Raw genomic sequence first — 12,343 nt, 5'->3', positions numbered from 1 at the left:
GAGAGGATATCCCGGTAGAATCAGAAAATCTGCCGGAGAGATATCGAGAATGAGTATGGGAAATAAGAATAAATGGTGGAAAAATGCAGTTGTATATCAGATTTATCCGAAAAGCTTTCAAGATTCGGATGGAGATGGAATCGGTGATATTCCAGGAATTATCAGCAGATTGGATTATTTGAAAAAACTTGGAATAGATGCAATCTGGCTCTCACCGGTGTATCGTTCGCCACAGGATGACAATGGATACGATATTTCAGATTATCAGGATATTGAGCCGATGTTCGGAACAATGGAAGATATGGAACAGTTATTTGCGGAGGCAAAGAAACGCGGAATCCGAATTATGATGGATCTTGTGCTGAATCATACTTCAGATGAACACAGATGGTTTTTGGAGGCAAAGAAAAGCAAAGACAATCCGTATCATGATTATTATGTGTGGCGTGACGGAGAAGAAGGTATTTACCCAAATGATATGAATTCTGCGTTCGGAGGACCGGCATGGGAGTGGGTTCCAGAACTGGGACAGTATTATTTTCATCAGTTTTCAGTGAAACAGCCAGATCTGAACTGGGAGAATCCGAAAGTGAGAAGAGAGCTCTATGATATGATTCTCTGGTGGATGGAAAAAGGAGCAGGCGGATTTCGTCTGGATGTAATCGATCAGATTGCAAAAGAGCCAGATCTTAAGATCACAAATAATGGACCAAAGCTGCATGAATTTCTGCATGAACTAAGCAGAGAAACATTTCAGAAGGGGGATATGATCACTGTTGGAGAAGCCTGGGGAGCAACACCGGAAATTGCAAAGAAATATAGTAATCCAGATGGCAGTGAATTTTCTATGGTTTTTCAGTTTGAGCACATTATGCTTGATCAGGAAGAAGGAAAAGAAAAATGGGATACGATTCCATTGAATCTGGTTAAGCTGAAAAAATGCCTTGCAAAGTGGCAGAATACTTTATATCAGACAGGATGGAACAGTCTGTTCATGAATAACCATGATCTTCCTAGAATTGTGTCGCGTTGGGGAAATGACGGAAAATACAGAAAAGAGTCGGCAACAATGCTGGCGACAATGCTTCATGGAATGCAGGGAACTCCTTACATTTACCAGGGAGAAGAGCTGGGAATGACGAATGTGCAGTTTGACAGCATTGAGGAATATGAAGATATTGAGACATTGAATATGTACAAAGAGCGTCTGGAAAAAGGATATCAGCCAGAAGAAATCATGCAGTCTATCTACGCAAGAAGCCGTGATAATGCCCGTACTCCGATGCAGTGGAGCGGGGATGAGAACGGAGGATTCACAACAGGAGAACCATGGTTTGCCGTGAATCCAAATTATACCAGAATCAATGCCAAAGAGGCACTGGAAGATGAAAATTCGGTATTTTACTATTATCAGAAGCTGATTCGTTTAAGAAAAGAAAATCCAGTATTCGTGAATGGAAAATTTGAACTTCTTCTGCCGGAAGATGAGAGAATTTTCGCCTATACGAGAACAGATGAGCATACAAAGATGCTGGTATGTACAAACTTTACGGATGAGGAAGTTAGCTGCCCATTGCTTGATGAGTGGAAAGCCGGGGAAGTCTGGATCCGAAATTATGAGGACGACAGAGAAGGAAATATATTGCGTCCTTATGAGGCGGTGATAATTGCATTTACTGGCAAATAGATTGAGTTTCTTTTTTGGTATCAAAATTCACTTACTATATTTCTTCCCGCCACGCTCATCAAGAAAGAACGCCCATTCTCTCTTGAGGTATTTCGGCATACAGGGCATAGAGGACACCTCCTTTGTGCTGCCTAATTGCCGATTTGCTCCCGAAACGCAGAAACGCCCAAAACCGTTTCCCGTTGTATGGTTTCGGGGCGATTTTGGGCGTTTTCTTTCGATATGAGCGGCTTTGTTTTGACGGCGGTATCCTTTACCGCCAACCATTCAAAAGCCGCTGTTTGTCACTTCCGGGCAACAAAAAAGCGCCGTATTGCTACGACGCTTTTGTCTTGCTCGGAAGATGGAGCAAGGGAACGCTATTCAATTATCTGTTGTACTTTTTCTTTCTGCTGACAATCGTTGTGCCGATGGCTGCACCGCCGCTGACAAACAGCAAGGCAATCCACAGTGCAAGGTTGCTTGTATCGCCAGTCTAGAAAAGTTTGGAATCGTCTTTCAGCTTCGCCGTTACGGTGTCGGCTTTTTCCACCGCTTCTTGCTCGGCTTATTTTGTTGCTGGTGTCCTTAGCATACCACTCGTTCATTATGTTGAGGAACGGGGTGAAGTCGTTATTCTGCGGTTTGTCGCTGTCCACGCTGTTATTGATTGCGACAAAGCGTATCTGCTTCTTGGGGAACAGAATCTCGGTATAAAAGCCGACCTCAAGATAGTTTTTGCAGAAACGGCTCATATCCTTGACGATAGTTGTGCCGATTTTCCCGGCTTCGGCTTCTGCAAGCATTGCCTGAAATCCGGGACGGTTGAAGTTACGCTCTGTGCAATCGTCATTTTTCAAAAGATTGTTTGTAAAAAATTTGTAATTCTAAAAATTCATATAAACTGTAATCTATGTTATTCTATAGAAAAGTAAAAATACTGATGAAGAAAGCAGGAGGAAATTTATGAACATTGAGTTAAGTATTTTGGATTGGATCCAGACGTTGCATATGCCTTTTCTGGATAAAATCATGGTATTTATCACAAGACTTGGGGATGCAGGAATTATATGGATTGTGTTGAGCATAGTATTGCTTCTGATTCCTAAAACGAGAAAAAGCGGTGCGGTTATGGTGGCTGCTTTAGTAGTAGATGTAGTACTTTGCAATATTGTCTTGAAAAATCTTGTAGCACGGACAAGACCATATGATGTGAATACAGGTGTACACCTTCTGGTAGAAAAGCTTCATGATTATTCTTTTCCGTCCGGACATACGGCAGCTTCGTTTGCTTCGGTAACAGCTTTGTACCTGGCAGGTGAAAAGAAGCTTTGGAAATTTGCGCTTGTGCTGGCATGTCTGATCGCAATATCGAGGTTATATCTGTATGTACACTATCCGACAGATGTTCTTGGAGGAATTCTGTTCGGTGTGATTTCAGGATATTTGGGATATCGCAAAGTATTGAAATGAAGATGACCAAAGATTACCGACCGGGAATTATATGGAAGTCAGTTGGTATAAGCATCATTTTACATGAATTTTACAAAAACAGTTCTTTAAGAAGGTAGATATGAAAGCGTATTCAGATGTATAATTAATTCTTAAGCGTAGCTATAAAATATTCAAATTAGCAAAAGGAGATAAGTAGACAAATGAAAAAGAAGCAGTTAAAACCAGAACCATATATGATGAACAGGGAACTGTCATGGTTAAAATTTAATGAGAGAGTATTAAATGAAGCAGGGAATCCGAGAGTACCTTTGGCAGAACGACTTACTTTTGCGTCTATTTATCAATCTAATCTGGATGAATTTTATATGGTGCGGGTAGGTACACTGATGGATCAGATGGAATCATCGGAAGTAGTCCGTGAGAATAAAACCAATATGACCAGCAAAGAGCAGGTAAAAGCAATCATTGATGCAACAAGAGAGCTTGATATAAAGAAAGCAGTTATTTACGAGCAGTTAATGGGAGAATTGGAGCCGCAGGGAATCCGGATTATCAATTTCAACAAGCTTTCAGGAAAAGAAGGGGAATTACTGGAAACTTACTTTGATAATGAAATTGCACCATATCTGTCTGCGAATATCATCAGCAAACAGCAGCCGTTTCCATTCTTACAGAATAAAGAGATCTATGCGGTTGCACTGCTTGCAACGAAGGGTGGAAAGACAAAAACTGCGATCATTCCGTGTAGCAATAATGTGTTTAAGCGTCTGATCGATATCCCGACCAGACCGGGAACCTTTATGCTTTCGGAAGAACTGATCCTTCATTTTCTGCCGAAATTATTTAAAAAATATGAAATCAAAGAAAAATCTCTCCTGAGAATTACGAGAAATGCGGATATTGATACAGAAACCATTTATGATGAAGATATGGATTACAGAGACGCCATGGAAAATCTGGTAAAGCAGAGAAAACGTATGAATCCTGTCCGCATGGAATTCTCCAGAAAGATCAACAAAAAGCTGATCGCAGAGATATGTAAATATATCCATATGGATAAAAACCACGTATTTATGTCGAGAGTACCACTTGATTTATCATTTGTATTTGCAATTCAGAATTATCTGAGAATGCAAGGAGTAGAAAAGGAAAATTTGTTCTATCAGAAGAGGAGTCCGCGAATGACACCGCAGCTGAAAGAAAAAGAAAGTCTGATCGCACAGATTGAGCAGAAAGATGTTCTGTTATCTTATCCATTTGAAAATATTAAATCATTTACCAACCTGCTTTATGAAGCGGCAAGAGACGATTCTGTAGTGTCCATCAAGATGACCTTGTACCGTCTGGCAGTTCGAAGTCAGATCGTAGATGCTTTGGTTGAGGCAGCGGAAAATGGAAAAGAAGTGGTGGTACTTGTAGAACTTCGGGCAAGATTTGATGAGGAAAGTAATATTGAATACTCTAGAAAGCTGGAAGAAGCCGGATGCCGTGTAATTTATGGTCTGAATGGATTCAAGGTACATTCAAAACTTTGCCTGATCACCAGAAAGACAGATAAAGGTCTGGAATATATTACTCAGATCGGAACCGGTAACTATAATGAAAAGACTTCTACTTTATATACAGACCTGTCACTGATCACAGCAAAGCAGGAAATCGGAAAAGAAGCGGCAGAAGTATTTGCATGTCTGCTGCGCGGTGAAACCATCGAAGAAACACATGTCCTTCTTGTGGCACCGAAGTGTCTTCAGAATAAAGTACTTGATATGATCGATGATGAGATCTGTCACGCGAAGAATAGGGAAGAGGCCTATATTGGAATCAAGATCAATTCCCTGACGGATAAAGTTATCATTGAAAAACTGGTAGAAGCGTCACAGGCTGGTGTGAAGATCGAGATGGTAGTACGTGGAATCTGTTGTCTGATTCCGGGAATTCCGGGATATACAGAAAATATCAAGATAATCAGCATCGTAGGAAGATTTCTGGAGCATTCCCGTATTTATCGTTTCGGAACCCCGGAGAGAGAAAAAATTTACATCGCATCCGCCGATTTCATGACAAGAAATACCATCAGACGTGTGGAGGTTGCAGCTCCGGTTCTGGATGATACACTGCGTGCACGACTGGATGAAATGTTTGATACGATGATGAAGGATGACGAAAAAGGAAAAGAGTTAACTTCGAACGGTACATATGTGGATCGAAGGGTTAATGCAGAGAAATTGGATTCCCAGGAGCTTTTCTATGAAATGGCATATAAAAATGCGGAAAAAAAGACAATTTAAAACACTCAGGTTTTACTTTGATTTTATACAGATATGATAGAAACAAGATAGTACCGTGATTACGAACATGCTACGATGAGTCTGTAAGAAGGACAATTGTCGGAAAAGGAGTGTTCGTATTTATGATAAAAACCTATGTAATAGACACCAATGTGTTGATTCAGGCCCCATATGCACTGGAGTGTTTTGAAGATAATCATCTGGTTCTTCCGTTAGTTGTATTGGAAGAGCTGGATGGTTTGAAAAAGGCAGAAGGAGAGAAAGGCGCCAATGCCAGAGCAGCTGTGCGAAAGCTGGAAGAATACAGGCACAAAGGAGATTTGTTGCAGGGAGTAGAGCTTCCGGGCGGAGGATGTCTTCGTGTTGAAAAAAACTACGTGAATGTAGAGCTTCCACCGGATCTTCCGGATGATAAACCGGATAATAGAATTTTGAAGGTATGTAAAGGCCTGGCAGATGATAAAAAAGCAGATCAGGTCATACTTGTTACGAAGGATATTGTTTTGCGACTGAAAGCACAGATTTTAGGAATAAAGGCAGAAGATTTTGAAACGGAACAGATTTCTGCTGATGACGCGCAATATACCGGAAGGACAGAACTATACATACCGGAAGAGATGGTAAAAGAATTCAAAAAGAAAGGGATTTCCACTGAAAACCTGTATCAAAGTGATGAGGAGGGGAATCAGTTTCTTCCGGAGCTTCATGAAAATGAATTTGTGATATTAACACCGGATCAGTCTGCTAAAAAGACACTTCTTGGAAGAGTATCCGGAAATAAAGTTGTTCCGCTGGCTTTTAAAAAGAGTAAACCGTATGGTGTGTCTCCGAGAAATGTAGGACAGTATTTTATGCAGGAAGCACTGATGGCCGGTGCAGATACGGCACCTTTGGTTATCATTAAGGGAATGGCAGGCACCGCAAAGACTTTTTACTCTCTTGCAGTAGGAATGGAAAAGGTTTATAACAATCCGACAAAGGAATACAGGAGAGTGATCGTATGCAGACCGAATGCCCAGTTTGACGATGACATTGGTTTTTTGCCAGGGGATGAGAATGAAAAAATAGCACCGCTTATGCGACCAATCATCGATAATCTGGAACAGATCCTGGATTCTGATGAGAGTAAACGGTATGAAGATGAGGACGAACTGACAGACAAGGTAGCGGAAGTATTTGAAAGAGGGATCATCCGTACAGAAGCACTCAATTTTATCCGCGGACGTTCCATTGCAAAGACATATCTGATCATTGATGAAGCACAGAATATGACACCAAATCAGGTAAAGGGAATCATCACAAGAGCCGGTCATGGAACGAAAATCATTCTGTTGGGAGATCCGCAGCAGATAGACAGACCATTTCTGGACGAAAGAACAAATGGATTAAGTTATGCGGCAAAACATATGATGAATAGTCCGCTTTGTTGGCAGATAACCTTGTCAGCGGATGAATGTGAGAGATCTATACTTGCAATGGATGCCGTAAAGCGACTTTAAAAAATGAAAGAGGCAATAGAATATTTGAAATACAAGGAAATAGTAAAAAATAAGGAAATCAATGCATATCTGGAAAAGGGAAATGCAAATCTTGGACAGCTTGGATTTACAGACCATTCGCAGGCGCATTGCGTGCAGGTAGCTCATCAGGCAGGAAAAATTCTGGAGCGATTTGGATATTCAGAACATGAAGTGGAACTTGTCAAAATTGCAGGGTATATGCATGATATCGGGAATGCCATTAACAGAACGCACCATGCAGAGTACGGGGCACTTCTCGCAAACGATCTGCTAAAGGATACAGATATGTCTCTGGAAGACCGGATTACGGTGATGTCGGCAATCGGGAACCATGATGAATCAACCGGGGATCCGGAAGATGTGATATCTGCGGCTCTCATCATAGCTGATAAAACAGATGTAAGAAGAAGCCGGGTGCGTCAAAAAGAGCAATCAGCTTTTGACATTCATGATCGTGTCAATTATGCGGTTACAGATTCAAAACTTAAGATCGCAAAAGATAGGTCGGTTATTGCACTTAATCTTCAGATTGATGAAAATATTTGTTCCATGTATGATTACTTTGAGATTTTTCTGGAGAGAATGATGCTTTGCAGAAAATCCGCGGAAGTGCTGGGAACAACTTTTAAGCTGACGGTGAATGGTCGAAAAGTTTTATAAATACAGTTGACAAAAAAAGATGTTTGTGATACTTTTATTAAGTCGCAAACGTCATATGGGGGATTAGCTCAGTTGGGAGAGCGCCTGCCTTGCAAGCAGGAGGTCACGAGTTCGAATCTCGTATTCTCCACTTTATAAGAAGTGCAGCAGAGAAATCTGCTGCATTTTTGTGTGCTAAAAAATATATCATCATTTCCATCTTGCAGAGAAAAGAAAAAAAGAGGAAAATAAAATCATAGTAAAACAAGATGGTATGATTACCAGAAAGGAAGAGTTTATCATGAAAGAAAATTTAAAAGTACTTATGCTCAACGGAAGCCCGAAAGCAAATGGTAACACAGCCATTGCACTTCGCGAGATGGAAAATGTTTTCAAAGAAAATGGTATAGAAGTAGAAAATATTGTAATCGGAAACCAGGCAGTCCGTGGCTGTATTGCCTGTGGTTCCTGCTACGAAAAAGGCAAATGTGTTTTTGATGATGTGGTGAATGAGATGGCAACCAAATTTGAGGCAGCAGATGGTCTTGTAATCGCAAGTCCGGTGTACTATGCGTCTGCAAATGCAACTCTGATCGCCTGTCTTGACAGACTGTTCTACAGCAGTCATTTTGATAAAACGATGAAAGTGGGAGCAAGCGTTGCCTGTGCAAGACGTGGCGGATGTTCTGCGACATTTGATGAGCTGAACAAATATTTTACCATTTCCGGAATGCCGGTTGTATCCAGCCAGTACTGGAACAGCATCCATGGGGCAGCACCGGGAGAGGCCGAAAAGGATGAGGAAGGAAGGCAGACGATGCGTACACTTGCAAGAAATATGACTTTCCTTATGAAGAGTATTGCACTTGGAAAAGAGCAGTTTGGACTTCCGGAAAAAGAAGCAAAGATTCCGACAAATTTTATTCGGTAGAACAAGTAAAAGGCAGGGATTTGTGAAATATCACGAATCCCTGCCTTTAGAGTTGACAGCCAAATTTTCTTGTTTTATAGTGGAAGTTGCAATTTGGTAGGAAGTATTTAAAAGAGAGGTTTTGGTCATGGCACTTATAAAATCAATCATTATTTTAATTATAGGGTTTGCTCTATTGATGAAAGGAGCAGATTATTTTGTAGAAGGAAGTTCTTCTGTTGCGAAGCAGCTTCATGTTCCATCGATGATCATCGGTATGACCATCGTTGCAATGGGAACCAGCCTTCCGGAATGTGCGGTCAGTGTAACGGCATCCCTGACAGGAAATAACTCACTTGCGGTAAGTAATGTTGTCGGATCGAATATTTTCAACTTGATGGTTGTTTGTGGAGCTTGTGCGTTATTTGCACCTCTTACGATAAAAAAAGATACATTGAAAAAAGAGTTTCCATTATCAATTATCTGTGCGGCCTTGCTGATGGTGCTTGGATATGTCGGGATGCTTTTAGGACATTTAGATGGCGGTGTATTTCTCCTTATTTTTGCAGCTTATCTGATCTGGATGATTGGTTCTGCCAAGAAAGCAAGAGCAGCACACAAGGAAAGTCAGATGATGCTCGAAGAGGGAGAATTAGTAGACGAAGAAATTCAGATCCTGCCACTTTGGAAATGTGCGTTATTTATTGTTGGCGGCATGATCGCAATCAAGTTTGGCGGTGATTTTGTTGTAGACAGTGCTTCGGCACTTGCAAGCGCATTCGGACTCAGTCAGACACTTATCGGACTTACCATCGTTGCGATGGGAACCAGTCTTCCGGAACTTGTAACATCGATTGTTGCGGCAAGAAAGAATGAAGTGGATATGGCACTCGGAAATGTGATTGGTTCTAATATTTTCAATATCCTGTTGGTACTTGGAGTTGCAGCTGCCATCAGTCCAGTGAAATTTCTTACCGATAATATCATTGATACGGTTGTACTGATTGCGATGAGTCTTGTTGTTCTGGTGTTTGCATGGACTTCAAAAATGATTGACCGAAGAGAAGGCGCTACGATGCTTGGAATGTATGCAGTGTATATGGCATATATTTGCATACGATAAAATAAAAGAATCATAAGGAAAAATGGCTGTGGATGAAACCTGCCCCAAAAGTTAGACCTAAATTCTAACGATTGGAAGTCGGTTCAATCCACAGCTATTTTTATTGGGTCAGTGTACATTCTATTTTATACTTCCATAGAAAAAACATTGACATGTCTAACAAAAAGAGGTATAAAAAACGAGAGAATTTTGCGAAAAGGAGGAAGGCATAAGATGGGAAAATACAATTTTGATGAAGTAATTGACAGACATGGAACGGATTGTTTGAAATATGATTTTGGAATGAAACGAAAGGGAAGAGATGATCTGCTTCCGCTCTGGGTGGCAGACATGGATTTCCGTCTGCCGGATGAGATTTTGGATGAATTTCACAAGAGGATCGATCATGGAATCTTTGGTTATACCGATCCACTGGATGAATATTTTGCAGCGATGAACCACTGGTTCTCAACCCGCTATGGTTATACAATCGAGCCGGACTGGGTAACACTTGGAGCCGGAATCGTCTATGCACTCGGAACAAGCGTAAGAGCATTTACCGAAAAGGGAGATGCCATGATGGTTATGCAGCCGGTATACTATCCGTTCAGCGAAGTCATCAAGAATGACGGAAGAAGACTGGTGAACTGCCAGCTTCGCTATGAGAATAATCATTATTCAATTGATTTTGAAAAGATGGAAAAAATGATTCGGGAGGAAGGCGTAAAAGCGCTGATCTTCTGTAATCCGCACAACCCGGTCGGCAGGGTCTGGACAAGAGAAGAACTGGAGAGAGTTGCAGAGATTTGCCTGAAATACAACGTGACCTGGATGGTGGACGAGATGCACTGTGATTTCATTTTCCCGGGACATACGTTCACAAGCTGTATGAATCTGGATGAAAAATACCGTCAGATCTTTGCACTTTACAGTTCTCCTGGAAAAACTTTCAACGTGGCAGGACTTCAGCCGGCAAATATTATCATTCCAAACGAAGAGCTGCGAAAAAAATACCAGTGGGCGAATACACAGGCCGCTTACAGCCAAGGAAGCCTGATGGGACAGCTTGCTGTCAAGGTATGCTACACCAAAGGTGCCGGGTGGGTAGATGAACTGGTACAGTATATTTACGAAAATGTACAGTACATGAGCAAGTTCGTAAAAGAGAATTTCCCGAAGGCGAAGATGGTAGAGCCGGAAGGAACCTATCTGGTATGGGTTGATTTCTCCGGGTACGGATTCAGCAATGAAGAGCTGGAACATCTGATGCTGGAGGAAGCGAAATTGTGGCTGGATTCGGGAATTATCTTTGGACCTGAGACGGCGCAGTTCGAAAGATTCAATGTTGCCTGCCCTCGTGCGACTGTAAAGCAGGCACTGACACAGCTGAAAGACGCACTGGATAAGCATCTGGCAGCAAAATAATATAAAAAAAGGATTGAGAGGAAAAAAGATGGACAGACAAAAGAAAAATATGGGGGCAGTGGCATTTCTCCCATTGATTGTATTTCTGGTATGTTATGTAGGGTGCGGGATTACATTTACACTGCTTGGAGCAGACGAACCGTTCGGAAAGTTCCCGCGTCACGTCGCACTTCTTGCAGGGTGTGCGGTAGCACTTCTCCTTAACCGTGGCATTGGTGTACAGGATAAGCTGAATATTATGACAACGAGCATGGGAAATTCAGGAGTTATGATGATCGTTCTGATCTACCTGATGGCTGGTGGATTCCAGGGAGCAGCAGCGGCAATGGGCGGAAAAGATTCGGTTGTGAATCTCTGTCTGCATTTTATTCCGGTGAAACTTTTGGTTCCGGGTGTATTTTTGATGTGCTGCTTTATTTCTACATCGATCGGAACATCCATGGGAACGATTGCAGCGATGGCTCCGATTGCGATCAATGTGGCACAGGGAGCGCATTTAAATGTTGCGGTAGTCGGTGCGGCAGTGATCGGGGGATCTTATTTTGGAGATAACCTTTCCATGATTTCAGATACAACCATTTCTGCAGCAGAAGGATGTGGTTCTGAGATGAAAGACAAATTTAAAATGAACTTTTTCATTGCTCTTCCAGCGGCAATTGTGGCAATGATCCTGTACTCGATTTTTGGCGGAGTCGGAAGCGGAGCAATCGAAGCAGGAAGCTATAGTATCATCGAAGTCCTTCCTTATTTTATTGTTCTAATTGCGGCACTTATGGGAGTTAATGTTGCAGTAGTCCTTTTTGTAGGAATACTTGCATCCGGTATCATTGGACTTTGTGTTGGAAGCTGTGGATTTTTTGAATGGATCCAGGCAATTGGAAGTGGCATGAGCGATATGTTCAGCATCAGTATCGTTGCGATTTTAGTATCTGGTATTATCGGTCTTGTACGTGAATATGGCGGTGTTGAATGGCTGGTGGGCGCAATCAGCAGCAAGATCAAGAGCAGACGTGGTGCGGAATATGGAATCGGACTGATGTCAGGTATCCTTTCCGCAGCTATGGTAAATAATACGATCGCAATCATTGTTACCTGTCCGATCGCAAAAGAAATCGGGGAAAAATATAAGATCGCACCGAAGAGACTTGCCAGTCTGGTGGATATCTTTGCCTGCGCATTTATTGCACTGATGCCACATGATGGTGGTATGCTGATGATTACGGCACTTGCTGATGTATCACCGCTTAATGTACTGAAATATTCGTTCTATATGTTTGGACTGATTATTGCGACCTGCGTTACGATACAGTTCGGATTGATGGACAAGAAAAATTAGAC

The 12,343-nt window shown here is 41.8% G+C and carries 9 protein-coding genes, 1 tRNA gene and 1 pseudogene; 10 read left to right on the top strand and 1 reads right to left on the bottom strand.

Annotation, left to right across the window (positions count from 1 at the left end; all coding sequences use genetic code 11):
- Nucleotides 1-55: 55 nt before the first annotated feature.
- Entirely contained in the window at nt 56-1,687 is a 1,632-nt protein-coding gene (locus tag AB5213_RS01245; RefSeq protein WP_368276228.1) for an alpha-glucosidase, read from the top strand.
- Nucleotides 1,688-2,235: 548 nt separating this feature from the next.
- Here AB5213_RS01245 and AB5213_RS01240 read toward each other — a convergent pair.
- Nucleotides 2,236-2,499 (bottom strand): annotated as a pseudogene (locus tag AB5213_RS01240) (recombinase family protein); the annotation flags it as partial.
- Between the two features lie 133 nt (nt 2,500-2,632).
- On the opposite strand from AB5213_RS01240, the gene AB5213_RS01235 reads away from it, so the two are divergent.
- The 9 genes from AB5213_RS01235 (at nt 2,633) to AB5213_RS01195 (ending at nt 12,341) form a co-directional block, all read left to right on the top strand.
- Nucleotides 2,633-3,139, top strand: a complete 507-nt coding sequence (locus tag AB5213_RS01235; protein WP_215633583.1) for a phosphatase PAP2 family protein — start codon at nt 2,633-2,635, stop codon at nt 3,137-3,139.
- A gap of 182 nt (nt 3,140-3,321) precedes the next feature.
- Entirely contained in the window at nt 3,322-5,409 is a 2,088-nt protein-coding gene (gene ppk1 / locus AB5213_RS01230; RefSeq protein WP_195255320.1) for a polyphosphate kinase 1, read from the top strand.
- 122 nt (nt 5,410-5,531) lie between these two features.
- Nucleotides 5,532-6,908: a PhoH family protein gene (locus AB5213_RS01225; protein ID WP_368276227.1), complete on the top strand. Its 1,377-nt coding sequence runs from the start codon at nt 5,532-5,534 to the stop codon at nt 6,906-6,908.
- Nucleotides 6,909-6,911: 3 nt separating this feature from the next.
- On the top strand, nt 6,912-7,589 hold the full coding sequence (locus AB5213_RS01220; protein WP_055155521.1) for an HD domain-containing protein: 678 nt from the start codon (nt 6,912-6,914) through the stop codon (nt 7,587-7,589).
- A gap of 57 nt (nt 7,590-7,646) precedes the next feature.
- Nucleotides 7,647-7,719: transfer RNA gene (locus tag AB5213_RS01215), tRNA-Ala, on the top strand.
- Between the two features lie 150 nt (nt 7,720-7,869).
- Nucleotides 7,870-8,499 (top strand): flavodoxin family protein, encoded by a 630-nt coding sequence (locus tag AB5213_RS01210; protein WP_175305867.1) that lies wholly within the window; start codon nt 7,870-7,872, stop codon nt 8,497-8,499.
- 127 nt (nt 8,500-8,626) lie between these two features.
- The gene (locus AB5213_RS01205; protein ID WP_022220053.1) at nt 8,627-9,601 is read left to right on the top strand and encodes a calcium/sodium antiporter; all 975 of its coding nucleotides are present in this window, start codon (nt 8,627-8,629) and stop codon (nt 9,599-9,601) included.
- A gap of 213 nt (nt 9,602-9,814) precedes the next feature.
- On the top strand, nt 9,815-11,005 hold the full coding sequence (locus AB5213_RS01200) for a MalY/PatB family protein (protein WP_195255321.1): 1,191 nt from the start codon (nt 9,815-9,817) through the stop codon (nt 11,003-11,005).
- Nucleotides 11,006-11,033: 28 nt separating this feature from the next.
- Nucleotides 11,034-12,341: a Na+/H+ antiporter NhaC family protein gene (locus AB5213_RS01195; RefSeq protein WP_055296528.1), complete on the top strand. Its 1,308-nt coding sequence runs from the start codon at nt 11,034-11,036 to the stop codon at nt 12,339-12,341.
- The last annotated feature ends 2 nt before the right edge of the window (nt 12,342-12,343 follow it).

Origin of the sequence: Coprococcus sp. RTP21204st1_G4_RTP21204_210225 (assembly GCF_040915385.1) — a bacterium.
Taxonomy (GTDB): Bacteria; Bacillota; Clostridia; order Lachnospirales; family Lachnospiraceae; genus Allocoprococcus; species Allocoprococcus comes.
The sequence above is the reverse complement of the archived record's forward strand: the minus strand, read 5'-3'. Positions and strand labels throughout refer to the sequence as shown.

What these genes read in the sequence shown, in the direction of transcription:
- AB5213_RS01245 (WP_368276228.1), top strand. Translation starts at nt 56, where the DNA reads ATGGGAAATAAGAATAAATGGTGGAAAAATGCAGTTGTATATCAGATT.
- AB5213_RS01235 (WP_215633583.1), top strand. Translation starts at nt 2,633, where the DNA reads ATGAACATTGAGTTAAGTATTTTGGATTGGATCCAGACGTTGCATATG.
- ppk1 (WP_195255320.1), top strand. Translation starts at nt 3,322, where the DNA reads ATGAAAAAGAAGCAGTTAAAACCAGAACCATATATGATGAACAGGGAA.
- AB5213_RS01225 (WP_368276227.1), top strand. Translation starts at nt 5,532, where the DNA reads ATGATAAAAACCTATGTAATAGACACCAATGTGTTGATTCAGGCCCCA.
- AB5213_RS01220 (WP_055155521.1), top strand. Translation starts at nt 6,912, where the DNA reads ATGAAAGAGGCAATAGAATATTTGAAATACAAGGAAATAGTAAAAAAT.
- AB5213_RS01210 (WP_175305867.1), top strand. Translation starts at nt 7,870, where the DNA reads ATGAAAGAAAATTTAAAAGTACTTATGCTCAACGGAAGCCCGAAAGCA.
- AB5213_RS01205 (WP_022220053.1), top strand. Translation starts at nt 8,627, where the DNA reads ATGGCACTTATAAAATCAATCATTATTTTAATTATAGGGTTTGCTCTA.
- AB5213_RS01200 (WP_195255321.1), top strand. Translation starts at nt 9,815, where the DNA reads ATGGGAAAATACAATTTTGATGAAGTAATTGACAGACATGGAACGGAT.
- AB5213_RS01195 (WP_055296528.1), top strand. Translation starts at nt 11,034, where the DNA reads ATGGACAGACAAAAGAAAAATATGGGGGCAGTGGCATTTCTCCCATTG.